The sequence below is a fragment of the Terrihalobacillus insolitus genome, from assembly GCF_028416575.1.
GTDB classification, from domain to species: Bacteria; Bacillota; Bacilli; order Bacillales; family Amphibacillaceae; genus Terrihalobacillus; species Terrihalobacillus insolitus.
The window spans coordinates 111,478-136,671 of the sequence record NZ_JAMQKB010000005.1 but is presented as its reverse complement, the minus strand read 5'-3'; the positions used below and the strand labels follow the sequence as shown (position 1 = coordinate 136,671).

General features: G+C 36.8%; 27 protein-coding genes and 1 pseudogene. 2 read left to right on the top strand and 26 right to left on the bottom strand.

Going from position 1 to position 25,194, the window contains the following annotated elements:
* Positions 1–88: 88 nt before the first annotated feature.
* The 18 genes from NC797_RS07480 to NC797_RS07395 all read right to left on the bottom strand — a co-directional run bounded on the left by NC797_RS07480 (position 89) and on the right by NC797_RS07395 (position 13,576).
* Positions 89–1,030, bottom strand: a complete 942-nt coding sequence (locus NC797_RS07480; protein ID WP_272436153.1) for a sensor histidine kinase — start codon at positions 1,028–1,030, stop codon at positions 89–91.
* Between the two features lie 139 nt (positions 1,031–1,169).
* On the bottom strand, positions 1,170–1,850 hold the full coding sequence (locus NC797_RS07475) for a response regulator transcription factor (protein WP_272436152.1): 681 nt from the start codon (positions 1,848–1,850) through the stop codon (positions 1,170–1,172).
* A gap of 37 nt (positions 1,851–1,887) precedes the next feature.
* On the bottom strand, positions 1,888–2,502 hold the full coding sequence (locus NC797_RS07470) for a peroxiredoxin family protein (protein ID WP_272436151.1): 615 nt from the start codon (positions 2,500–2,502) through the stop codon (positions 1,888–1,890).
* Between the two features lie 15 nt (positions 2,503–2,517).
* The gene (locus tag NC797_RS07465; protein WP_272436150.1) at positions 2,518–3,261 is read right to left on the bottom strand and encodes a cytochrome c biogenesis CcdA family protein; all 744 of its coding nucleotides are present in this window, start codon (positions 3,259–3,261) and stop codon (positions 2,518–2,520) included.
* Complete coding sequence (locus NC797_RS07460; protein ID WP_272436149.1) at positions 3,258–3,917, bottom strand: hypothetical protein; 660 nt, start codon at positions 3,915–3,917, stop codon at positions 3,258–3,260. The genes NC797_RS07465 and NC797_RS07460 overlap by 4 nt, the downstream gene beginning before the upstream one ends.
* Positions 3,918–4,630: 713 nt before the next feature.
* Positions 4,631–5,014: a DUF302 domain-containing protein gene (locus NC797_RS07455; RefSeq protein WP_272436148.1), complete on the bottom strand. Its 384-nt coding sequence runs from the start codon at positions 5,012–5,014 to the stop codon at positions 4,631–4,633.
* 151 nt (positions 5,015–5,165) lie between these two features.
* Entirely contained in the window at positions 5,166–5,735 is a 570-nt protein-coding gene (locus NC797_RS07450) for a class I SAM-dependent methyltransferase (protein WP_272436147.1), read from the bottom strand.
* An 18-nt stretch (positions 5,736–5,753) separates the two neighbouring features.
* Positions 5,754–6,539 (bottom strand): sulfite exporter TauE/SafE family protein, encoded by a 786-nt coding sequence (locus NC797_RS07445; protein WP_272436146.1) that lies wholly within the window; start codon positions 6,537–6,539, stop codon positions 5,754–5,756.
* 45 nt (positions 6,540–6,584) lie between these two features.
* Positions 6,585–6,812 carry a sulfurtransferase TusA family protein gene (locus NC797_RS07440; RefSeq protein WP_272436145.1) on the bottom strand — a complete coding sequence of 76 codons (228 nt, stop codon included), beginning with the start codon at positions 6,810–6,812 and terminating at the stop codon, positions 6,585–6,587.
* A 28-nt stretch (positions 6,813–6,840) separates the two neighbouring features.
* Complete coding sequence (locus NC797_RS07435; RefSeq protein WP_272436144.1) at positions 6,841–7,971, bottom strand: MBL fold metallo-hydrolase; 1,131 nt, start codon at positions 7,969–7,971, stop codon at positions 6,841–6,843.
* A gap of 14 nt (positions 7,972–7,985) precedes the next feature.
* Positions 7,986–8,381 (bottom strand): DsrE/DsrF/DrsH-like family protein, encoded by a 396-nt coding sequence (locus NC797_RS07430; protein WP_272436143.1) that lies wholly within the window; start codon positions 8,379–8,381, stop codon positions 7,986–7,988.
* Between the two features lie 23 nt (positions 8,382–8,404).
* Positions 8,405–8,977 carry a sulfurtransferase TusA family protein gene (locus tag NC797_RS07425; RefSeq protein WP_272436142.1) on the bottom strand — a complete coding sequence of 191 codons (573 nt, stop codon included), beginning with the start codon at positions 8,975–8,977 and terminating at the stop codon, positions 8,405–8,407.
* A gap of 18 nt (positions 8,978–8,995) precedes the next feature.
* Positions 8,996–9,310 carry a rhodanese-like domain-containing protein gene (locus tag NC797_RS07420; protein WP_272436141.1) on the bottom strand — a complete coding sequence of 105 codons (315 nt, stop codon included), beginning with the start codon at positions 9,308–9,310 and terminating at the stop codon, positions 8,996–8,998.
* A 68-nt stretch (positions 9,311–9,378) separates the two neighbouring features.
* Positions 9,379–9,861 (bottom strand): DsrE/DsrF/DrsH-like family protein, encoded by a 483-nt coding sequence (locus tag NC797_RS07415; RefSeq protein WP_272436140.1) that lies wholly within the window; start codon positions 9,859–9,861, stop codon positions 9,379–9,381.
* 212 nt (positions 9,862–10,073) lie between these two features.
* Positions 10,074–10,334, bottom strand: a complete 261-nt coding sequence (locus tag NC797_RS07410) for a metal-sensitive transcriptional regulator (protein WP_272436139.1) — start codon at positions 10,332–10,334, stop codon at positions 10,074–10,076.
* 27 nt (positions 10,335–10,361) lie between these two features.
* Complete coding sequence (locus tag NC797_RS07405) at positions 10,362–10,757, bottom strand: rhodanese-like domain-containing protein (RefSeq protein WP_272436138.1); 396 nt, start codon at positions 10,755–10,757, stop codon at positions 10,362–10,364.
* Positions 10,758–10,915: 158 nt separating this feature from the next.
* Positions 10,916–12,505, bottom strand: coding sequence for a Tn7-like element transposition protein TnsE (locus tag NC797_RS07400; RefSeq protein WP_272436137.1), 1,590 nt, complete (start codon positions 12,503–12,505; stop codon positions 10,916–10,918).
* Between the two features lie 18 nt (positions 12,506–12,523).
* On the bottom strand, positions 12,524–13,576 hold the full coding sequence (locus tag NC797_RS07395; RefSeq protein ID WP_272436136.1) for a TnsD family Tn7-like transposition protein: 1,053 nt from the start codon (positions 13,574–13,576) through the stop codon (positions 12,524–12,526).
* Between the two features lie 231 nt (positions 13,577–13,807).
* Here NC797_RS07395 and NC797_RS07390 point away from each other — a divergent pair.
* Positions 13,808–13,963, top strand: a pseudogene (locus tag NC797_RS07390) (DUF4158 domain-containing protein); the annotation flags it as partial.
* 430 nt (positions 13,964–14,393) lie between these two features.
* On the opposite strand, the gene NC797_RS07385 reads toward NC797_RS07390, so the two are convergent.
* From NC797_RS07385 to NC797_RS07375, 3 genes are read right to left on the bottom strand one after another with little or no spacing between them, the layout of a single operon-like run.
* Complete coding sequence (locus NC797_RS07385; protein ID WP_272436135.1) at positions 14,394–15,584, bottom strand: Ger(x)C family spore germination protein; 1,191 nt, start codon at positions 15,582–15,584, stop codon at positions 14,394–14,396.
* Between the two features lies 1 nt (position 15,585).
* Positions 15,586–16,707, bottom strand: a complete 1,122-nt coding sequence (locus NC797_RS07380; RefSeq protein WP_272436134.1) for a GerAB/ArcD/ProY family transporter — start codon at positions 16,705–16,707, stop codon at positions 15,586–15,588.
* A gap of 20 nt (positions 16,708–16,727) precedes the next feature.
* Positions 16,728–18,224, bottom strand: coding sequence for a spore germination protein (locus NC797_RS07375; protein ID WP_272436133.1), 1,497 nt, complete (start codon positions 18,222–18,224; stop codon positions 16,728–16,730).
* A gap of 695 nt (positions 18,225–18,919) precedes the next feature.
* Between NC797_RS07375 and NC797_RS07370 the strand changes: the two genes are divergently transcribed.
* Positions 18,920–19,198, top strand: a complete 279-nt coding sequence (locus NC797_RS07370; protein WP_272436132.1) for a hypothetical protein — start codon at positions 18,920–18,922, stop codon at positions 19,196–19,198.
* A gap of 745 nt (positions 19,199–19,943) precedes the next feature.
* Here the strand turns inward: NC797_RS07370 and NC797_RS07365 are convergent.
* From NC797_RS07365 to NC797_RS07345, 5 genes are all read right to left on the bottom strand, one after another.
* The gene (locus NC797_RS07365; protein WP_272436131.1) at positions 19,944–20,144 is read right to left on the bottom strand and encodes a hypothetical protein; all 201 of its coding nucleotides are present in this window, start codon (positions 20,142–20,144) and stop codon (positions 19,944–19,946) included.
* A 43-nt stretch (positions 20,145–20,187) separates the two neighbouring features.
* On the bottom strand, positions 20,188–20,367 hold the full coding sequence (locus tag NC797_RS07360) for a hypothetical protein (RefSeq protein WP_272436130.1): 180 nt from the start codon (positions 20,365–20,367) through the stop codon (positions 20,188–20,190).
* Positions 20,368–20,754: 387 nt separating this feature from the next.
* Complete coding sequence (locus tag NC797_RS07355) at positions 20,755–20,952, bottom strand: hypothetical protein (protein ID WP_272436129.1); 198 nt, start codon at positions 20,950–20,952, stop codon at positions 20,755–20,757.
* An 847-nt stretch (positions 20,953–21,799) separates the two neighbouring features.
* The gene (locus NC797_RS07350; protein WP_272436128.1) at positions 21,800–23,332 is read right to left on the bottom strand and encodes a Tn7-like element transposition protein TnsE; all 1,533 of its coding nucleotides are present in this window, start codon (positions 23,330–23,332) and stop codon (positions 21,800–21,802) included.
* Positions 23,313–25,184, bottom strand: a complete 1,872-nt coding sequence (locus tag NC797_RS07345; protein ID WP_272436127.1) for a TnsD family transposase — start codon at positions 25,182–25,184, stop codon at positions 23,313–23,315. The genes NC797_RS07350 and NC797_RS07345 overlap by 20 nt, the downstream gene beginning before the upstream one ends.
* Positions 25,185–25,194: the final 10 nt, after the last annotated feature.

Sequence of the window (25,194 nt, the reverse complement as noted above, 5' to 3'; positions counted from 1 at the left end):
TATCGTACGGATGGCACGTCATTTAGAAACCAAAATGACTATATATGGAGATAATATCGCTCCAGAAAAAGTTATCGTTTGACAACATTTATTTATTACGACGAAAAGGCAAAGTAAACCAGAAGGTATGATAATAACCGGTTGAGTTTATTCCGATCCTGCCATTGTGGTGTTTGACAATTTCCCTTGAAATGGCAAGACCAAGTCCAGATCCCCCAGTTTTACGGTTACGAGAGGTGTCTGTACGATAAAATCGCTCAAAAATATTCTCTTGTTCTGTTTCTGGGATTGCCTGTCCCTGACCAATGACTGATACTTTGTACACCGTGTCTTTACATTCCCCTTTTATCGAAATTGGCCCACTCCCTTGATAATAACGAATTGCATTTTCAATCAAGTTACTGACAACCTGTGTAATTCCCCCGTTGTTAACATTTGCTATACCGCGCTCAACTTGCATTTCCACTGTAATACCTGTTTTATTCAACGACCAACGAAACATCTCTACTGATTGCTCAATAAGCAAGGCCATGTCTACGTATTCTTTTTCAGCGAAAGATTGTTTCGACACATAATCCCATTCTTTTAGTTGTTCTAGCTGTTGAACCATGGTTGTAAGTCGATTAGACTCCTCATAGAGCGAATGAAACAGCTTTGGATCACCCGCAATCACACCATTTTTCAATGCACTTAAATAACCATTTAAATTTGATAAGGGAGTACGAAATTCATGGGATAAATCTGACACAAGCTTCTGCTTGTACTGTTGATTGATTTTCAATTGCTGAACTAATTCATTAAAGTGTCCAATTAGTTGTCCTGTCTCATCCCTAGATGTTACTTTGATTGGTTTGGGATAGTGACCTTGCCTCATTCTTTTCGTAGATTTTATTAATTCCCGTAATGGACGTACTAGTTTTCTAGTTAAATAAAAGTTTATGATACTTCCCGTGATAATTGCGGTAAGACTGAAAATCCATAAGTATTCAAAGAGAGTAGCATTAAACTGGTCTTGCTTCTGAGCATCCATTGTTACCATCCCCTCGACCAAAAAACAAGCTGTGTTATAAATCGCCCAACTAGTAAAAATGACAAAAGAGGTGATAACTACTATATTTGATATAGTAAGACGCCATAGTAAATTTTTGGGTAGCAATGATTTCCGCAGTTTACTGAACAAATTTGTACCCCATTCCTCGTACTGTCTGAATCCGGTCTGGTGAAGAAGGATTGTCTTCAATTTTTTCCCTCAGTTTTTTGATATGGGCATCTATGGTACGATCCAAGACAGTCTTATTAGCATATGGATATAGTTGATTAATGAGATGGTCTCTCGATAGAACGATGTTTGGGTTTTCCATAAAATGATAAAGGAGATTAAACTCATGTTTCGTCAAACGAAGTTGTTTATCGTACAGCAGAACCTCCCCTTTCCTTGGCTTGATACATAGTCCTCCGTGTATAATTTTTTGGCAAAACTGTCCTGTTCTCCGTAGGACTGCTTCTACATTAGCTACAAGTTCGTCTGGATCAAACGGTTTCGTCAAATACCCATCGGCACCTATTTTCAAACCATTAATTTTGTCATCTATACGCACCTTTGCTGACAACATGATAACTGATACCTCATTGCGTTCTTGTTCCTTAACCCACTCACAAAATTCCTCTCCACTTAGTCTGGGTAGCATCAAATCAAGCACAATTAAGCACGGATGATAAGTTAAGAAGGCATCCTTTGCCATTTCACCATCAACTGCTTCAACCACTTCATGTCCTGCTTTTTTCAAATAAATACATAAAAGTTCACGAATCATTTTATCGTCTTCCACAACTAAAATAGTTTGTTTCACTAAATCACCCCGCCCCTATTGTACTCAAGAATCGGGACTATTTCATCTTCTCAAATTCTTCAACCATCATTTCATAATTTAATGCACCTAATGCTTTGTACTGAATAATTCCATTCGAATCAATCATATAGGAAGTTGGAATCGGACGTATCTCATACTTGGTTGCTACTTCTATTTCTTTATCTAACAAGACAGGAAAAGCCAATTCAAACTCTTTTACAAATTCTTTTACCTCTTGCATTCCTGGCTCTGTTTGTGTCAAATTGACAGCCAAAATAACAACATCCTTATCCTGATGGAATTTAACCATATCTGGCATTTCAGCACGACACGGTGGACACCAAGTAGCCCAAAAGTTGACCATCACACGTTCACCTCGATAGTCTGATAACTTTTCGGTCTCACCCTCTAACGTTTGAAGCTGAAAGTCTGGTGCAATGTTTCCTACGTTTAGTCCAACTGTAGCATCTTCTATTGTTGCACTCTTATGATCAGTTGAATGATCTTCCTCATCGCCAACTGAACTAGCTTCTTCTTGTTTTAACTTTTCACTAGTACTTTGATTGGACGTATCACTGTTCTGATAAACCAAATCATAGATTGCCCACCCAAACATCCCAATAAGAACCAAAATAATTATTACTTTTTTCATTTTAAACGCCCCCTATCATCCTAAGTTTGATAACCAGCTATCTTGAACAAATCTTAGTAAAAAATTTGATATTCGAGCCATTTGCCCTGTAAACAACAGAACACCCATAACTATCATGATCGTACCGCCGATTTTCATAATCTTTTGGCTATAACGTAAAAGCCACTTCATTGAACCTAGGAAAAAGGTAAGCACAAGAAATGGTATCGCAAAGCCAATAACATACATAATTGTATATAAAGCTCCTTGTGTTGGGTTACTCCCTGCCACAACAAGAATGGATGCGAAAATGGGGCCGATGCACGGTGTCCATCCTGCCGCAAAACCCATTCCAACAAAAATAGATCCTAAATAGCCTACCGGTTTTTTATTAAAACGAAAACGTTTTTCTTTCATTAAACTTGTCAGTTGAAGCCATCCCGCGACAAATAATCCCATAATAATAATGAAAATACCGGCAATCCGTTGAAGGAAAAGACCTGATTGTCCTGACAATAACCCTTGAATCCATTGTCCTAGAAAGGAAACTCCTACCCCTAAACTTATAAAAATCATCGATACACCAAGCAAGAAGAAGACGGAATGTAGCAATAACTTGCTCCGTACCTTTATCTCACTTTTATTCTGTATTTCTTTTATACTCATTCCAGTGATGTATGACAAATACGCGGGAAAAATAGGCAAAGTGCACGGTGAAAGGAAAGAAAGGATCCCTGCACCTAATGCAAGCCATATTGTAATGTCTGTAGCTGCAGTCATGATTTCACCTTCCTTTTATAAATAATCAGGAATATACTACCGATGCAAATGATCCCATAAAACCACGGATGTAGGTTGAATTGAAATACCGTTGTATTAGAGAATATGGACAACAGCCATTGTCCTGCACTCCACCCCAACACTGCTATAAACACAAGCATTTCTATTGGGAGCTGTCCCTGTAACGAAATAATAATAATTAGAAAAACAAACAGTAATCCTAAGTACCCCCATGTATGTACACTACTTCCCCAAATAATTTGGACAAATTCGTACACAAAAGATGCAGCAAAGAAGACATTGATCCAAGAGAAAAGTAGAGCAAAGAAATGCTGGGAACCCTTGACAATCTTAATTTTTGCATAGAGTCCAGTGAATAGAAATGCAATATAGAATGCCTTTGAATCACTTGGATATGCGAGGATTGCAAGTGGATCATTAATGAATGTTGAGAAATTAATAATGATTTTTCCAATGAATAGCGAAATCACAAATGCTATCAGCAAGTTCCCCACTTCATCTAAACGCTTTTTAGTTTCTGTTTTTGAAAATGGACTCGTAAACCCAAACCAGACAAGTCCCATTCCAAGACTTACGATTTGTATTACAAGAGAGCTTTTAATGACAAGAGGACCGATTAACCAAGCTGATGGCATACGAATAGCTCCTTCTTTAAATTTATAGTTAAAGTATAAAAGCGGAATATGAAAGTTTAATGAAAATGAACATATTTACACTTCATTTTTACGAGAACATATCGTTCAAAGCCTTAATATAATTTCTTGGTTATAAATTGTATATTTATGTATTTTGTTATAATTTTCAAGAATGATTAATTGATAATCATGTTTAAGGCTTTAAAAGCTTTGTCTTTACTTGTTTCTAGAGAAAATCCGTAATATAAACAACATACTACAAAATTAATAAACCCACCTTAGCGATTGCTTAAAGTGGGTTATTCTCCCTAAAATAAACACTCCTAGACATTAGAAAAAAAGCAAAGGGGAGGGCAAATAACGTTGCAGATTATTATAATACTTAAAGTGAACAAATAAATCGGCGGAGCTCGCTTCATCTAATAGCCACTTTATAGAGATTTGTTCAGCAGGATAAACAAAATTTGTGGTATCTTTACATCTAAATCAATCAAATAACCGCACTCCACTTTCAACAGCTATTTCAATAATTCGTGTATTTAGGAGCATTAAAATCATGCATAGCATTCGAAAGATATTCAATATCTTTCTGAAGGCGTTAGGAAATAATTCTCATCAATAATATTTATACCTTTTTAAATAAATTAATCGTTTTCCCATCACCATACCACTTCTTTCTTGGTATCAACACTTTCTTCTATTGATAGATAAGGTCAAATACTTTTATCCATACACTTCATGAGTCTTTCCTCTATATCTGCTGCAAACTCCTTAATCGATTCATCATTTACCATTTGTATTAGTGCCGTAGGTCTTGGCATACCAATCTTCGTCTGCCCTGCATCTTCATAAACCACTATTTTACATGGTAAAAAATATCCAACCATTTGATTTTGCGATAACACACGTTGTGCTTCATGAGGATTACAAACTTCTAACACAAGGTAAGGTTGGTTAAAATCCAATCCTTTTTCCTGTAATTTTTCCTTAATATCAAATTGCCAGAGGACCCCAAATTTTTCTTCCTTTAAGTTTTCCTCAAGTAATTGGATTGCTTCTTCCATCGTTTTATTTGTTTCGACCGTATAATGAAACATACTTCATCCTCCTTGTTTTATATGAACTCATAACAGATGTTATAAGATCCTAGTTACTATAGAAACAATTACAAATCCTATTCCTACCAGGAACAGTAATTTTTGTGAAGGTCACAACATATTCCACATGTGTTTCATTTGCTCTTCCCCTTTAGCTTAAAACTGCATTCACTGCATAGTGTACGGAATTTAAGTGAGTAACCTCCACCTCAAAACCATACTTCATCAAAATATCAAGCATAGCTTTAGAAGGAATTCTTTCATGAAGTGGTGGCCCTGATTCTGTTTGAATAGCTTCCCATTCAATCAATAGTAACTGTCCACCTGGTTTTAGAATTCTTTTAATTTCACTAAGTGCAATATCTAAACTCGTAACCTCATGAATTACCAGTGAAGCGATAGCTTTGTTTACTGAATCGTCATTAAGTTGAATACTTTCCAGATCACTTACTACATAATTAATGTTACGAATTCCTTCTTTCGTTGCATTTTCCTTTAGCATGTCAAGCATCTTCGGCTCTATATCAACAGCGTACAAAGTATTGTTTGTATATTTTGCAATAGGAATTGCAAAATATCCATTCCCCGCTCCAAGATCTGCAACAACGTCAGCTGAACGTAGATTCAAATGTTTAATAATGTCATCCGGTGGCAATAACGCTTTGCGATCATCACTCATAAGCATATGTGCTTTATCAGGATTGAATTTCTTTTCTGTCATCTTTTTCCCCTCATTCATCTAACTTAAAATATCTAACCAAATTTTTATTGCTGTTCCAAATATTAATAGCGCTAATATCCATTGCAATATCTTCGTATTTACTTTTTTCCCGAAATTGGCTCCTAACGGTGAGGCGATCAAACTTGCAATAATCATGACTGCAGCAGGAACAAATAGAACTTGACCAGTTAACAGCTTGCCAGTTGTTGCACCGATCGAGGAAATGAATGTAATGGCTAATGATGTCGCAATTGTCATTCTAGTTGGGATTTTTAATACTAATAACATAATTGGAACTAAAATAAACGCACCAGCTGCACCTACTATCCCTGCACCAATACCAACTAAGAACGCCAAAAAGGCAGCTAGCCATTTATTGAAAGTAACTTGTTCCATCGGGGTATCATCAATACCTTTTTTCGGCACAAACATCATAACGGCAGCTATAGTTGCTAATAAACCATAAACAAGATTAACCCCACCATTTGTCATGAATTGCGATCCGTAACCACCAATAAAGCTCCCAATTAAAATACTTGTTCCCATATAGATGATTAACGTTTTATTTAAATATCCGCCTTTCCGATATGCCCATACTCCACCTATTGTTGCGAATAAAACCTGAACAGCACTAATTCCAGAAACTTCATGGGCCGTAAAAGCAGATAGCCCAACCAAGGATGGGATGTATAATAACATTGGATATTTAATGATGGATCCACCGATTCCTACCATTCCGGAAATAAACGAACCGATAAAACCAATAAGAAAAATTGTTACAATAAAAATGATACCGTATTCCATGTTCTTTCCCTCCTAATAAGAGGGGACCCAACTAGTGGGTCTCCTTTATCCTTTTTTTATCCAAAATTTGAGTATACCATCATCTTCTGTATCTTGTAATAATTCATGACCACCAGATTTCGCCCATGCGGTAAGGTCACTTTTTGCCCCTTTATCAGTGGCATGTATTTCCAATACTTCTCCTGCATTTAATTCGTTTATCGCCTTTTTCGTTTTCACAATAGGCATTGGACATGCAAGCCCTTTTGCATCTAATACTTTATCTGCATTCATTTTTTCATTCCTCCTAATGTTTTAAAAGTTATCCGTGTATAGCACAACGGTTTGGTCCAATTTCCATTTCACGTTGATCTTCCTCATTTGGGTTGATTTTACCCATATTGGTTTGACGAATTTCTTGATAAGCGTTCGGCTGTGGTGGAAGGTTTTCTGATACAGCACGACGAAATTCCTTTTCATCCATATTTAAACCTGCATTTTTCTCATATAGATCGCCAAGCTTTGCCTGTACTCCACCTTGATCATCTAATTCACTTACATTTCCAAAGTGTGCTGGAAGAACAATGAGCTCGTGTGATAATTCCTTATATTTGTCATATAACGTATTGCGTAAATCATCTGCCCAGTCCCCTGCCTTCCCAGCAAGGTCAGGACGGCCAATGGATTCTACAAAAAGGATATCGCCGGTTAACAAGTATTGATCGTCAACAACCAATGATGTACTTCCGATGGTATGACCTGGTGAATACAGTGGCTCAACTTTCACTTTTGTATTTCCCACTGAAAGGTCTCTTCCCTCTACAAGAGGCTCATAATCGAATTGTACTTCTTCTGCATCTTTCGGTGGCAAATAGTACGTCGCACCTGTACGCTCTTGTAATAAACGCCCACCTGAAATATGATCAGCATGTAAGTGCGTATCAAGAACATGCTTAATGGTGACATTTTTTTCTTTGGCAAAGTCGAGATACGCATCAACTGTCCGGGTAGAGTCAACAACAATCGCTTCTCCGTTTGATTCAATGAAATAAGAGAGACAGCCTTTACCAATACGAACAAATTGATAAATAGAGCCACCGTCTTTCAAATCACCAAGTTTTACCGGATTTAAATATTCACTCCATGTCTTCATACCGCCTTCAAGAACAAATACATCCTCAAAGCCAGCGTCAACTAAATGCTCCCCAACCATTTCAGATGATCCTTGTTTTGCACAAACGACAAGAATTTCCCTATCTTTCGGGAGTTTATCAACAATCTCATCAACCCCGTCAATCAAATCGAAATAAGGGACATTTAGGTGATCAATTTGTTTCCCTTCGATTTTCCAATCACTAAACGCATCTTCATTTCTAACGTCCAAAATAAATAAGTCTTTATTACTTAAAACCTTTTCGGTCACTTCTTTTGCTGAAATTAATTTCATACCCAATCAAAAAACCTCCTCTAGAATGTTAATGTAATATTGGCATCTGATGCATATTGAATAAAGGTTGCTGCACCACCAACTTCAATGCCATCAACAAATGCATCTTTATCAAGGCTCATGACATCCATTGTCATTTGGCAGGCAATAATCTTAACACCCATTTCTTTGGCCATTTCTAATAATTCCGGAATGGACGGAATATTTTCCTTTTTAAATCCCTCTTGAAAATGCTCACGGCCTTCGGGGATCGGAAGTTGCTTATGTCCTTCCTTGTGAATCAAATTTAACCCTTCAAAAGTGAAGAAGATCCCCACTTCGGCATCACTTGCTGCCGCAGCTGTTGCTACATTAAACACTTTGTAAGCATCAAACAAACTGCCATTACTTGCGATAATCGCTACTTTAGTTGCCATTTTACATTCCTCCAGTTTATTTTTTATTGATCTTTTTCAATAGGTCCAGACCATTCAGCCATGCCCTGAACGACATTCTTTACATTTTCAAAGCCTTTATCAGCAAGCTGCTTAGAAGCTAAGTCACTACGGTTGCCGGTACGACACACAACGTAAACTTCACTTTCTTTATCCAACTCATCTGCTCGATTCTCTAGTTCACCCAACGGAATGGATTTTGCACCAGGAATGTGCCCAAAACTATATTCTGCAGGCTCACGGACATCAAGTACAGTAACCTTTTCTCCAGCATCTAACTTTTCTTGTAATTCATCATTTTTTATGATGTGAGGATAGTCCTTATCTTCTTTTACTTCGGATTCGCTTGCTTTGCGAAGGTAATGTTTCAGCACATCACCCTCTTCTGTTGACCCTAGGTACTGGTGTCCACTGCTCTTTGCCCATGCCTGAATATCAGCAAGTGACCCTTTATCCGTCGCTTGCACCTCAATCACCTGCCCAGATTCTAAATCTTTCATTGCCTTTTTCGTTTTTACAATTGGCATCGGGCAAGCAAGTCCCTTTGCATCTAACACATGATCCGTTTGAATAGTCATATCTTATCCCTCCATTTTTTATTCTAAATCACTGTCCCATTCGGACATCCCACCAGCCATATTTTTGACCTTAAATCCTTTGTCCGTTAACCAATCAGATGCTAAGCCACTACGGTTGCCGGAACGACAGACCATAATGTATTCTTTATCTTTATCCAATTCATCTGTTCGAGTTAAGATTTCTCCTAAAGGAATGTGTTTTGCCCCTGGGATTTTCCCTGTTTCCACTTCATTGTCCTCTCTAACATCAATGATGTTGAGATTTTCATCATTTTTTAATCGTCTTGCTATATCAAAAGGTTTTACTTCCTCTATTTTCAGTTTTGTTCCCACTTTTTTGCCTCCTTTCGTTCCCGTTTAGTTTCACCAAAGTTACATGCTAAATACGTTCACAGGTACTTTTATATGAATAAATTCACTTTGGCTTCATTGGCATCACCGAGATAGGCAGCCACACCTGCATAGTCAAGTCCATCGATTAGTTCATCTTTCTGTAAACCAAGTAAATCCATCGTCATCGTGCAGGCGACTAGCTTAACCCCTTGTTCTTGTGCCATCTCAATCAGTTGTGGAAGAGATAACACATTGTGTTTTTTCATAACATGTTTGATCATTTTAGGACCCATTCCACCAAAATTCATTTTTGACAATGCAAATTTCTCTGGACCACGAGGCATCATAAACCCAAACGCTTTTTCAAGTAATCCTTTTTTAACAGGTACTTGTTCATCTTTTCTTAAAGTATTAAGACCCCAAAAAGTATGAAAAATGGTTACCTCATGATCATAAGCTGCTGCACCATTGGCAATAATAAATGCCGCAATGGCTTTATCTAAGTCCCCACTAAATAAGACAATCGTTGTTTTCTCTTTCTGTTCTCCCATTTACTATCTCTCCCTTTGAAAAAGTAATATACATATACCGATATGGGTATAATATTATTCAAAAAAATATAACTGAATTTGTTAGAAGTAACGATACCCATATGGGTATATTAGCAAACAAAAAAATAGTTGTCAACACGTAAATTTTCATTTAACTGTTTTCTTAATAGAATGATGGAGGCTGTTTTATTAACAAAACAGCCAAAGCTTACTTATCTACTCTTAACCAATAAATTAACAGCTTCTTGAATAAGTTCGTCTGTATCTTCGCCTCTTTCCATCTGTAGACGGACACATTCCTCTAAATTAGAACTTACCACAACACCGATGGCACGATCTAGGGCTGATCGAACTGCTGACATTTGACCAACAAGATCTTTACACTCTTGTCCTTCTTCCATCATTCTTAATATACCTCTAACTTGACCTTCAATTCGCTTCATTCTATTTTTAATTTGGTCATTATATTCCATATGATTACCTCCACTTAATAAATTTTTTTATCCATTACCTCTAATTTTCTTTCCTGACCAGGAGGCAATACCACCTGACAAATGAGAAATATCTTTGTATTTTTGCTTCTGCAAAATTTTTGCTGCCTGTTTACTGCGTATGCCACTTTGGCAATATAAGATCAATTCTTTATCTGTAGGAATTTCTGTTAAGCTTTGCTTCAACTTAGATAATGGTATATTAATAGCACCATGAATGTGGCCAGAACTATATTCATGAGTTTCTCGCACATCAATTAATGTACTGTTTTCGGGTGCTTTTAATTTTCCACGAAGTTGTTCGTCTGTTAAATTTCTTAAACTTTTTACTGGAGCTACTCTTTTATAAACAAACCACCCTACAAAAACAAATAAAAGTATATTAACTAGATAATTTATGTCCAAATCAATTCCCCTTTCGTTAAAATAGATATACCCCTATATGTATTATAACATTTTTTTATTTCAAAACCAGAGTTTAAATTTACCACAAATAAAAATACTATTAGGACTATTATTCTCATTTTTGATTCTCAATTTTTTTAGGTCCCAATAGGTTTTACTTAACTTTGTTCAAGATAAGATACTTTTGCTATCACTCGCTCGGCCCATTGTTCTGGACTTTTACTGGTATGCTTTAACTTAACATGACTTAGTTTATTAAGCTGATACTTTCTCCAATTTCCACTATTAAATACAAGTCCAGCAAGTAATTGCTGAATTTGTTCTTCTTCTTCTTTTTTTCGGTTTCCTTTTTTATTTAATATAACGATTAAGGTTGAAAGAGAACGTTGATCTGGACGGGCAATTTCTAGAATATGTATTGGTTTTTCACCTTTTCTCCTGATGCTTACCACAGCACAAATTCTTCTTCGTCCATCAGGTAGCCAAGAAAATGTTCTACCTATCGGTAAGTTCACGATGCTCATTGTTATATGTAATTCAGGATACATCTCTTCAAAGCATTTTATCATTTCAAAAAATTGGTCCAGACCGTAACCGTCTTTTTCATTGGTCACTTCTAGTGTCTTGAAATCAACTGGTTGAGCCTGACCACCTGAAATTGATTCATTTACACTTGAAGAAGTTGTTATGGCTCCACCACGTCCTTCTTTAGTAATATAAGTATCTCCTTGATGAATCTCCTGTTCATATTTAGCAATTCGCTCTATTTTAGGACGATTTACAAATTTCATCTGTGTAGCTTCTTGATCAACAACTGGTTGATGGGTATCTTCTTTTGCATGTTTGTCCTGATTCGTTTCTATTTCAAAATTTTGCTCTTTTCCCATACTCGAAATCTGCTTTTTATTTGGCAAGTCTGTATAATTACGTTTTTTTATAGAAACATGACTATATTCAATGCGATCCAAAGGAAGTTCTGCTCCTGTAAAACTAAGCAATTCATAAATCATTATATCATTACCAATTCGTTTACCTCGAAACGTCCAATTTGAATTGGGAAGATTGGGAATGATCAGTTCTAATGGTTGCCCATAAGATAAGCCATATTCAGTCGATTTTGCATATACATTTGTTTGAATGGATTCAAACGAATTTTTGATATCTTGAACTAAATATAACCAAGCAAAGTGCTGTACAAATTCTTCATTAATAAGAGATGCTGGTATCTCTCTAGAAAAATGAAAGGAGGCACTTTTTTCTGAAATATCGCTATCATTAAGTAAATATTCCATACCATTTGGACGGAGTAATACGTTAGCTAATAATTTATTTTTGACATATAAGGCCCTTATTAATTCAACTTGAGGAATATGGTACCTCACACCGTTTGAATAAAATGACCACATTTTTTGAGTAATAAGCTCTGCTTTACCATAAAGAAAATACCCAAATTGCCGGCAAATATCGAGAGACTGTTCTGTTTTCCCTTTGCTGAGATTATCTATATTAACCGTGTAGATCATACCATCTTTCTGTGTCGCAAGAGGTCGACCGTTTTGATAGTATTGACCGATACGGAGGATTGGTAATAGACCGATAGGATAATCTACGAGGGCAACCTTTTGCTGATCTTCAAAAGCTACAGTAATTCTCCATGCGTTCGAAGAGGTCAAACGTATATGACCAAACCAATGTAATTTAACGGTTCTCTCATCAAATGACCATGGTTTTAGCTTTATTGATGCCACATTATTTCTCTCCTTTCATCAAACTTTGGACCGGTATTGCTTAACTTGTTTAATAATTTCTTTGCTTACAGAATCTGAAATAGTATCCTTTAATCCTGCCAGTCTTCTAATTCTCCAGTCCACAACTTCTTGATGTTGATGTAATAGCTCTTTCACCGCCCATTTCACCCGACGAATTTGGAATTGTTCTGTTGTTTCGGTAACATCTTGCAAATACCGCCGTGTTAAAGACAGTTTGTCGAGATGTTGTTCTAGGAGAGGGAGAAGTCTAACTTCCTTGCCAATTCTACCGATTGTCAGGCGGATGGGTTTCGATGCGCCAAGAAGTTTTCGGACGATTACTTCGATGTCTCTTAATAGTTCCCGATCACGTTCTCGCCAATCTACACGAGTATTCGTTGTTTGATTTCTCCTTGTTTTTGGTGAATACTTGTGCAACCATTGCTTATCGTGACGGTATAACCAAGCATATAGAGCTGGTTCTTGTTTACGAAGCTTGGACGTAGTTAAATTGGGGCTATCTTTGCAAAGCTGTAACCATTGATCTTGTTTTCTTTCTAGCAGATCCGTAGGCTCCGAATAATTGGATAGGGTTTTCGCTTTTAAACCTGCATACTTCTTGACCGTACCAATATCAACCTTTAAATGCTTAGCTGCCGCATAATAACTTAGCTTTTCTACATGTAACAAATAGGAAAGCTTGTCCTGCCAAACGGGACCAAATTGTTTAATACGTCCTATTCTATATGGGTCTTCTTCCGTTTGGTCAGGTCCCCTTCTTGAATAGCTAAAGCCGCAAGAGCATGTAAATGTCCCTACCGGTCTGCGTGTATCTGTACAAATTGTGACCTTTACGGTTGGAATGACTGGATTGAAATAGTGTTCAGCTGCTGCATTTAAGCAAAGATAAGGGCCTTTACCGAACGGTTGATACGATTCTGAAGCAAACTGATAGAACGAATCCACCTTTTCACCTAGAAAGGAAATAAAAAGAAGATGGCGAATTGGTGTAGCTTTTGAATTAAGTTTGATAAAAAGTGTGTGATAAACGTTGATTTCACGCCATATCATAAATTCGCTTTTTGAAAAAAGATTGATTAAAACAATCGCTTCATAATAAATTGATGTCTGGTTTTTATAAAAAAGTTTAATCAAAGTATCGTCAAAACACTGTTATATCAGTATTTACAAAAAGTCTACCAACGTATTTCATCGCGTCTTTTTTATAAACATCGTGACTTTATTTCAACTCCACATTACACTCAAAATAGTGACTATTCTAATATTAGGGGATGGATATTTATGAAACGAAATTGGAATGAAGATGAGCTGCTAGAACATTTTGTAGTATTACCAATTGAAAGAAAACTGATTGGTAATAAAACAGGGGCAAGTCGTTTAGGATTTGCAGTATTATTAAAGTACTTTCAACAAGAGGCTAGATTTCCTTCTAAAAGGGGTAGTAACAGCATAGTTGACACCAACTGCAATTTGATGTTAAAAAATTTCAAAACGTTGATACAACAGTATTTTTAAAAGGAGTAGAAGCTCCTATTTTTCTAAGAAACGGAACTTAATGGGTCAAGAGTAAAAATTATGGATATAAATGCTGTTTTTGATACAAAAAGTTCAGACTCACGTGTTTATAGGAACTTTTTAAACCGTATTGCTGTCTATGACAGCTACGATGTTATTAGGCCTAATACTATCCTGTTCCATTCAGTCCCTGCGTCCACTGTTGACATAAAAACAACCCTGATTTGTCTGCTAAGCGTAGAAAAATTAGGGTTACAGGTTACCACTTCAAAATAATGTATTAGCAAATAATATCAGTGTTTGTCATTGTGACCCCTTAATTAAATACACATTTAAGATTAAGAATGCAAAACTAATATTTGGTAATGCTTCGATACAACTCTCCAATATCGCGAATTGATATTTCTGCGTCCACTTGGACTTCGATGTTCGGGAATAGTTCTTGTTCCCATATGTTTGAGATTTTTTTCCATAATTGAGGTGATGTCATCCGGACATGCTCGTTCAACTGCAGTACATCTGCGTGAAGTGTTTGTGTTTGTATTACAGTTTGTTCCACTATTTTTTTCACTTCTTTATTAAGAGCCTCTTGTAATTCCTTTTCCGTTTCGATCGGGTTTTTGCTCATATCAAGCGAAATGTCTTTCACTTCATTTATAATCACCGTACTCTTCACTTTTACCGTTATTTGCTTTACATCTTTCTCATTTACGTCCACATTTATAGAAGTATGGTTGGGCAGTGCTTCCAGGCTAATGGTTCCTGATTTAAAAGGAACATTGAATCCATGATGACTTATTTGTTCCATTATCCACATATACCCCATTGCCTCTTCGCCATCAAGCCAACCTTTTAGCTTCCAATCAGATACCACTGCTATACCAGTCAAGTTAAAAATATCCCCATTTTTGGATGACTTTATTTCCGGACTTTTTGTCTTTACACCCGGAATAACTACTGTACCGGGATTAGAAGAAATCGTCTGCAGGAATTGATTTAACCTTGTCCTTCTGATTGCAGTGTGCATACTCGAGTACTTCGCAATTTTTCGAAGTGCTTCTGCCGGGAAAGGAGATGCTTTGGTTGTTGTAGATAATAATTCTTTCGCCGTAGTATCCCTGGTGATATATAATTCAGCTGTCTCCATCATTTCATTGCTGCGCCCCAACGCATCTATTATGGGCGCCATTCCTTCCCGAGCCATTTCTTCGCCTATCAAAATTCCACTCAAATGTCCCCAAAAGTGATGGCCCGGGTTGTATCGATTTGCTTCATGGATCGCCTCTGTAATCGTCTTTCCACGAGCCGCTAATACTCGGACAGGTTCCTCTCCGGAAGCGTCTCCTCCCGCAGAACCAGTTGAAATACCATTCGGATTTAGAATGTGCATAGTAATGATATACTCATCACCGTCTCTATCAAATCCTGCCAGAGAAATCGTAGTCAATTCTTCGGGCTGGATAATATGCCCGCATCCAGTCATAATCAAAACCATTATAAAAACCAACAAAACAGTAAGAAATTTATTGCTTGTTTGGATCATGCTATGCACTCCCATTCCTAGCTCTATGAAAAAGGGTGACAAAACTATAAGGAAGGATCGTTAACGTCACAAAAGCTGGAAACAATACATAAGTACCATATTTTGTAAGGTAGTGGAATAGATCGGCTGTATTATCAAACAACATTAATGCAGCTGCAATACTGATTATTGCAAAAAAAAGTGCAGCCATCCGATGACTCTGCAATTTGAGTAAGTCCTGGAATCCCAAAGAAATCGCATGTAATACGATAGCCATCTTAATGGATATGGACGAAACGAGAAACGGAACTAATAATACTTGCATGTGACTTATAAATGTACCATAACGAATACTTTTACTAAGATGTAAAAGGGGCATTGTCAAATCTCCACCAAGTTTTCCCCCGAAAAAAGCGACCAGCCCTATCAAAGTAATTAGACAGATACCCCCTGTCCAAACCATGCCACTCACCATAGCTCGAGACAGTTCGGTTATTTTGGCTTGAACGTGGGGGAAAAACATTCCAATTAATAAACCCTCTGAAAAAAAACCGGCGGGATGTACAGCCATCAAGAAAAGATCTTGATTGATTTCCGGAATAGGAGGGGATAAAAAACTCCAATTCATCCACGGAACAGCTGCAATTAAAATGACTAAAATGACTAGAATGGAGACAGGTAGAAACAGCTGACACATGCGAGCCATAACTTCAATCCCAGAAACACTCATCACAAAAGCAAGTATTCCTCCCATTATCAATAAAATTGATACAGGAATATCACTATATGAAAATGCCCAACTTGCTAATTCAGCGAATTCTCTGAAAATCAAAACAAGTAGTGACAGGGTGACTAATAAATAAATGAAACAAAAAACGCTGCCGACCCAGCGGCCAAACGCAATAAAAAAAGTTTGAGTTTGCCTTTGGGCAGGGAATTTCCGATAAATGACTACCGAGATACGGGCGAAAAGGAATCCTGAAAATATCGCCAGCAACAAAACCCATGGAGCATCTTTACCGTTCACCCGAAGAAGAATACTGGGATTCAAAAGAATGACCGTCGGAAAAATGGTCATGATTATTAATGCAGTTACTTGTTTAGAATCTATCTGATCATAGGCGTGAGAATTCATTGCAATCATCTTCCTCCTTCCTAGCATGATTAGGATTGTTTCTTAGGACGAGCATAAGAAGCAGACGATCTGCTTAAGAACCATCGGGGAACACGCAAAATTGTATCTTTAGTGTCCTTCGTTGACCATGGTGCTATTGGCTTCATATATGGAACACCAAAGGAACGAATACTTACCAAATGAATGATAATTAGCATCAGGTACCATGTGATGCCCACTAATCCTAACACTGCGGCAACTCCCATCATCGGGAAACGCAATAAGCGAATAGCCAGCGCTGTATGGTAACCAGGGATTGCAAAAGATGCCAGTGTGGTAAGTGCGATAATGACTACAACTGGAGCAGATACGATACCTGCAGATACCGCTGCATCTCCAATAACGAGGGTTCCCACAATCGTCACGGACTGACCAACAGGTCCTGGCATTCGTAAACCGGCTTCACGAACAAGCTCTATCAATATTTCTATGAGCAGTACTTCTACTGCGATAGGAAAGGGCATGCCTATCCTTGCCTTTGCTATTGTTACTGCAAGAAACTGAGGCACCATTCCGTGATGTATCGTCGTTAACGCAATAAAAAGTGACGGCAAGGTAAATGCAATTAATAAAGCAAATATTCTCAGAAATCGGATTGCTGTAGCAGCATAAGACATAATATATTGGTCTTCAGAAGCCATAATGAAATGTGCAAATATGGTGGGAGCAAGTAAACACGAAGGTGATCCCTCAACCATAATAGCTACTCTTCCCTCTAATAAACTTGCGACTGTTTTATCCGGTCGTTCCGTATACTCAATTGTCGGAAAAGGAGACCATTTATGATCCTTAATTGACTCTTCAATGAAGGCAGCATCCATGACCGCGTCTAACTTAACTTCCTCTAGACGATTTTGAACCTCCTGGAGAACATTTTTGTTTACAAATTTTTCAACATAAAATACTGCAACATTAGTCTGTGATTTTTCGCCTATGGGTTGTTGTATAATGCGAAAATCAGGATGCCGAAGATGTTGGCGCATAAGGGCAATATTGGTTGAAAGATCTTCAATAAAACCATCTTTTGGTCCCCGAATTGCCTTTTCGTTTGCTGGTTCATCAATTGATCGGTATGAACCTTTTTTTAGATCGATTTTTAGCCCCTGGCTGTTTTGTATCAGGAGTGCATATCCTTCAACTAAAGATAAAACCATCTTATCAACATTTTCAACAGGCTCCACTTGTGCTGTGGAAATTAATTCCTTTATTTTGAGTAAATAACTCTGTCTTGTTTCATTCGTAGTCTTAAATTGGTGCACTAATACCGTTAGAGGGCGGATTACTTCCTCTGCTATTCGCTGCTGGTCGGTAAGACTAGATAAGAATATAATCCATCCATTTTGTTTCCCATTAGATTGAAAAGGCAGTGATATTTTACGGACAACTAGGTCAGGTGGATTTCCGAGATTATGTTTTATCATTTCGATTTCTTTACTTAAACGGTTGTTGCTATTAGCTCCTGATTCTTTTTCCTCATTATTCTTCATAATCATTCACCACGATACTTGTGTTTTTATTTTATTCGTACATTTCTTTCTAATTTAGGATGTTACAAATTTATAAAAATATACTAAAACAAACTCCTGGTAAAATTACATTTAGGAAGAATAAGCCTGTCATTAGCTTAACAAATATCGAATTCCATGCATTTGATTTTAGTGCTTTAGTGGCACAATGGAGAAAATACCCCCCTAAACTCAAAAAACAGCCGAGGGATTGCCACTAGGTTCTTATGAAAATAAAAGAGATTAATTCCTAAGGAGACACCGACTTGTTAAAACGAAAGAAACTGAGACACAATGAATATTACGATTTGCAACATTGTTTTGATAATCTGTATATGCTCAAAGTTTTAATGGTCAGAATTTCTATGATTTAAATAAACAAAATTAGTTTTAATAAAAATATTCGTCTTGCTCCGGTAGCATACTATTTTGAGCCTGCTCTCAAATATTTCAATGGTTGGGAGGTTTCTAAGGTGCGAAAGTTGAATATGTTATTTTTTCGTAAAAACAAAAAAATGAAGTTAATCCACAAAACACATTCTTCTATATTCACTCATAGAAATCTTACAAGAGACGACCTTTATCCCTTTAATTTTGTAATTTTTGTAAATGTAACTTTATACCGGGTTTATTAAAATTTGAATAGGCGAAAATAGGACTATGAGGGAGAATAAAACATGGAAAAGAAAAATACATACAAATCGCCTGTTGCTGCACTTCTCTGGTCTACCGCCTTGCCCGGATTCGGCCAATTATATAATGAAGACCATCTCCTTGGCTTTATCCTGATGGGATGGGAAATCGCCGTGAATTTTAATTCAAACTTAAATTTGGCTATTATGTATGTTCTTCAAGGGGATTTTGAAAACGCACATGAAGTAATTGATTATCAATGGGGAATGTTTTATCCATCTGTTTACGGATTTGCTTTATGGCAGCCTATAATAAAGCGTTAACCATTAACCTTCAATTATATAACTCGGGCATAAATCCTCCTAAAAGGAAAACTTATTTGACTGGATTTTTATTTGGAATGGTAGCCGGGATGAATATTGGTCTTTACTGGCATTTCCATATTTTCAAAAAGACTTGTTGTCTGCAATTTATGGATGTCCCGGTCCTTAATGGAATTATTTTTAGGGCTAATTGGTGGATGTCTCGGCACACCATTGAAAAGGTACACTTAAGAAATTTAAAGAGATTATAAAACAAGTTAGTGATTGTAATTCATCTAATTCCTATCCTGTTTTCATTTTTCTTTCTTCTTTGAAAAGGAGATCGCCACCTATTAAATAGATGGGTGACTATTTGACGCTTACTTTTAACCTAAAAAAGTCAAATTCCTGCACGCTCAGGTATTTGGCTATATTTATGTCGAAATTTGCTTAGCCGTACAAAATTTCCCTGACGCTACCCCCTTTAGGCGTTTTGGTGCCTTCAAGACTAGAACGGTTGTAGAATTCGATGATGCGAGGATCGTTGCCAAGACGAATACGTTTTTTACATGTCTTCAATGTAAAACCCTTATCAAATCAAAACTTTTCACTCCTAAGTATAGATAAATGCGGAATGTTGGGGGTACCCCTTCTATAGGTTATATTGTGGTTCAGCAAATGGGCCAACTGAGCTATTTCGACTATATTACCAGCAAAACAATCGGATTCTATGAAAAAGGGACTGAAATCCAGTCCCTTTTGTGCATTATGCCATTGCCGGTTTTTGTAATTCCTGCAGAGAAAATTGGCATTCAACAAGGCATAGATCCAGATGGTGTGCTGCTTCAGTTAATAACATTTTAGCCTTGTTATTAGCTTCCTGATTAGCCATAGAACGGATTTGTTGTGCTGTCTGCTGACACTGCTGGATACATTGTTGGATATCGTTTGCCGGGGTACCCGTCATAAAAATTCACCTCAATTCTATACGTAAAATTCGTTTATTGTTGTTACTGAACATGCTCTGTAGCATGCTCGCATTGGCGAATGCATGCTTCAATATGAACAGCGCCCTGAGTCAGCATGTCTCTTATGCCCGCTTTCGGAACACCGTTGGTGGCTGTACGTATCATATTTGCCGTATTCGTGCAATCTGTAATGCATTGTTGAATTTGCTGTTTAGTTGCCATTTCATCACCCCCCATTCCTTGGATATTATGTTCAAAACGCGGATATTTATTTGTGAATTTTCTGTTGTAAAATTAGTTGTTAGAATTTTACCCTTCCAAATACATACTTTCACCACTTAAGGAAAGTCTAAAACGTCGGTAATTATTTTAGTAAGTATGGACGGTTATCAAAAAAGTAGTCATGCCGTATTTGACATAAAATATCACGTTATATGGGTTACACAATATAGGTATGGGGTACGACCGCATGCCCATCAAGCTAATGATGGATAAAAATCCCACATTCCAGGTTAGTAGCTTTTGTATAGCTGTTTTTACTCTATAGCGATTTTGGGCAGACTCAAATAAGCCCTCAATCGTCTATTTTTTTTGGTGCTGATTGAGTGCTTATGCAGCAATACCTACCTTTCTTTGTTCGTATGCAACACCCAGGATGTCAAAGACTGTTTTCTTCTCATACCGATGACATTTCTGGCCGTTTTTCTCGATCATCCTGAAGATTTGAAGCAGAACTTGCTTTATATCTTCCGTCTCCTTCATCAACGCATCATGAAGGAGACCCATATATTCTTTGAGGATACTCATCGCTTTCAGTTCACTGACTTCCTGTTTCTTTTTTCGAAGGAGAATCTCTCGCATTTGAAACATGAGCGACGAGTTGAGTAACAGAGCCAAGAGTTGTCCATATAAATGACATTCAAACCGTCGTTCAATTTTCGATTGTTTCACCTCGTCAATATGAAACAGGGATTTCCACTCTTTAAAACAAAGACCTGACGAAACGGTTGAGTTCCATCAACGTGTGCATCACAAATATCCCTCCATCCTATGTTTCAAAAGAGCATATGTATCCCCCTTTTATTCCTTGCGTTGGCAAATCGAAATTCTCTAGATAATCCCCTTTTTCTTTTCATTTTGGGCACGAACTCGAAGTCGTTCTTTAGTTTGATCTTCCATTAATTTGTAGACCAGTAATCGAGTGCATAACTTTTTATCCGACCCAGATAAGCATCGTGAATTTCAAGGACCTCTCCGGGTTTGAGCTGATTCATGATTTCTTCTAAATCAATTTCCCTTACAGAGAACCTTTTTTCACTTTTCCATCTTTAAATCGCTCAACCGTTTCACTCTTTTGGTATACGCGATTATTCATTTTGAGGCGAGAGATAACATATAGATGGTTGAACTTTTTTCAAAACGGGGCAACTTTATTACAAACGGTTGAACTTTGTTTTAAATACACATAAACAACTTTCCTAAATGAGCATCATACGGACTTGTTGAAAGTAGCAAAATGGAACAACCTTATTGTAAGAATCTACCTTGAATAGGTAATTTTTAAATGACTTTATTGTCACTTATTTTCCGCATTTGTTGCTAAAATCTTTTTAGGGAAATGTACTCTTTTATTCCTTTACTCAAATCTTCTCTTCTATACTAACTTGTTTAATAAAATTTCAGCCCTATGCTTAACCCCTTTAGAACTGTGTTTAGCTTTCATCACTGAAACACTTTGCTCTTCAATACTTTTTAATGACTTACTTGTCCACGTACCACTATTATTCACAAGGTTTACTAACAATCTATCATAAATCGATTTCCAATCATTTATTACAAGTGATGATAAAATTAGCATTGATAAAGAGCGATCTTCTCGCTCAACTTCAATAATGTTGAATTTCTTACCACTTATCATATATACTTCTGCAACTACATACTTTCTTTTTGTAATATTGTCGCTTAATTTTGCAAATCTACGCTCTTCTATACCATCTGGTAACACATCCATAAATGCTAGTATCGTCCTCACTTCTGGATACTGTTCCATTATTTTAAGGACATTAATGAAGTCTTGTAATTCACCTTGTGTTTGAATTTCAGATAACATTTGATGTTCTATCCCTCTTGCTAGTTTTTGACCTCCAGTGTCTGCTGTAGATCGAATTGAATCATTATTGCCATAGTATTTCTTAGTATTTTCATCTTCTTTCATTCGCTGCTTTGAGGAACTACTTTTAATTCGTTTGATTTTAGGTACCGATGTATATTCATGTTTCAAATGATTCATTTGTACAAGGTCAAAATTTTCTGTAGAACCATCTAATTGTTCATTTAATGTAAATCCTTCTTCATCGTTCTTTTTATTCAGAGAGAGATAAGTATATTTCTTCGCCTCATTAGATTTCACTTGATCCTGTATTTCTGGATGTGAAATTGAAATATGTTCATATGGAATATGTTTATTTTTCACATTTACGATTTGTAGAACCGTCCACGTATTATTATTCTCTTTTACACGAGCTGTTATTGTAATCGGTTGTGTAAAACTCCATGCAAATTTCAAAGTCTTTTCCTGCAAAAAAGTAAAGGCTATATTTTCAAAGGCTTTTCGTAGATCGCGATTCGTTAGCAACCACACCAATTGATAAATGAACGTTGTCTTTGTGTATTTCAATTCATATTGTGATGAAAAGCTAAGATGAATTTTATTAGATTCATATGTTTCTGTGAAGAACTGAGGAAATGAATTCGATTCAAACAAGCGATATAAAAGGAAACCATTCGGAGCTAATATGCTACGCAATACTTCAATGACTGGTAAAATAACATTTTTGCCATTAAAAGAGAACACGAAACTACAGGAAGTTGCAGGATCACTGCTTCCTTGAATAGACCAAGGGCGTTCGTGATATTTAACAATATTAGGATAAATAGTCATATCGATTTCTTGTACACCTTTAGGAACTTGACTAGCCGTAATGATGCCATCAGTATAATAATGTTGGATTGCTAGGCATGGTAATGTACCCCAATCCATTAAAATACCTTCTGTACGACCTTGTGAGCGAAAATAAGCTTTAATCATCATTTTATGATCATATCGGAATGGCTCACCAATCCATATCAGTTGTGCTTTTTCTCCTTTAGCAAAAGGCCAAGTAATTTTAACCTGTTGTTTGTTCATTACTTTCCACTTCCTGTTTTATTCGTAAATATTCTTCCAAATACGGTTTTATTTCATGAAAATGATGTGACTTAACAGCGCTAATACGCTGTACTTTCCATAATACAACTGGTTCTTGCCTCTGTGACATTCGATCAATAATCTTACAACAACGTCTGATTTGGAATTGCTGAGTAGATTCCGTAGTTTCAGATAGCAGCTTTTTAGTCTGGGGGAGCTTATCAAGATGTTTCTCCAAGTTTGATAATATTCCAAGCCGTTTTCCAATAATCGAGATTGTAATTCGAACAGGTTTATCTAGTTCGATTAGCTCCTTGTAAAGCTTCTCCACTTTTGAGCAGTATTCTCGATCACGTGAGGCCCAATCGACAATTGCTTGGTTATTCTTCTTCTCCTGAATTATTATAGGCAACTGTTTAAACAGCCATTCTTTATCGTGATGATACAAGTACATATATTCTTTTGGAAAACACTTACGAATTTGTGTTCTTGAATAACTTGGGTATTGCCGCATTCCTTTTAATAATTGTTTTCGATAAATTAGCAACATCGAAGGAATATCGTTTTCTGATAATCCTTCTATTTTTATCTCTGAAGAAAGATATTTTTTAACCGTTTTCGAATCTACACCAAGCATTTTAGCTAATGTTCTTGTACTGTACGTCCCTTCGGCTTCCAACTCACGTAATTTAGCCTTCCAGACGTCTCCAAACGCTTTTATACGTCCAATACGATATTTATCTTCAGATAATCTATCAGGACCTTTTCTAGCGTAAATAAAGCCACAAGAGCATTCAAACGTACCAATGGGTGCTTTTGATTTAAAATCTCTCGTAACATTTACTTCAGGAATCACAAATTCCTTATAATGATTAGCTGCTTTATTTAAACAAGGCCATGGGCCACTACCGAAAGGACCTGTATCAGCTTCAACTTGTAAAAAGGAATCTACATCTTGCTCTAAGAAATAAAGCATAAGCAAATGACGGAAAGGATGGGCATGACGTTTAAGATTGCGTGTAATGACCTTCAGCCAATTATACTCATCATTTACATTGATTTCTGATTCGTACTTATCTAAAAATCCTTTTGGAAACTTTGATTGAAATGCCTTGTATAGCTCATTTTGCCGAATTCGGTTAGAGATTGTTATTAAATTACGCTCTCGTAAAAGAGCCCGATATTTAAGATTAATAGATTCCCTTGAAAATTGATGTATTGGAACTTGCAGCAGTTGATAAGCCATCTTTGCTAAAGCAATTTGAATGGCTACAAACTCTTTTGGTTCAACTTCTTGAATTATTGATAAGTTCATTAGCTTTTTATCGAATCGAAAAAACTCTATTCGGCTCTGCTTTGAAAAATCGACAGGATACTCCTTTAATTTCAATTCATGATACGCACAGAAATCAATCCCCTGTAGTTGATGCTCACGATGAATATAGGGCTCTCCATGCTGATCAATATCATTAGCTGCACATTCTGGACAATAATAGAGTCCGCCCTTTTTACAAATACCTCCTGCCACCATTCCAAGTCTTGTATAAAGTCCTTTTCCATCTCCTTGAACATCTTGTAGAAGTTCTTCTTGGCGTTGTTTGGAAAGAAACGGAGAATAGTAAGGGTAAATCGTATGCCTTGCTAATAGACTTTCAACAGAATAGTTGGAGCCTAATTGCTCAGCTAGTACAGAAAAATGGCTGCCAATCTCTACACTTGGTATAACAGAACGACTTTGAAATACTTCTTCCAACGTATCTTTGCAATCAATATTTCCACTGTAAAAGTGATAACGTGCGACCGCTGAATAAATCAATTCATCCGGATATGGATCAGTAAAGAATGGCAGCATGTGATTCCCT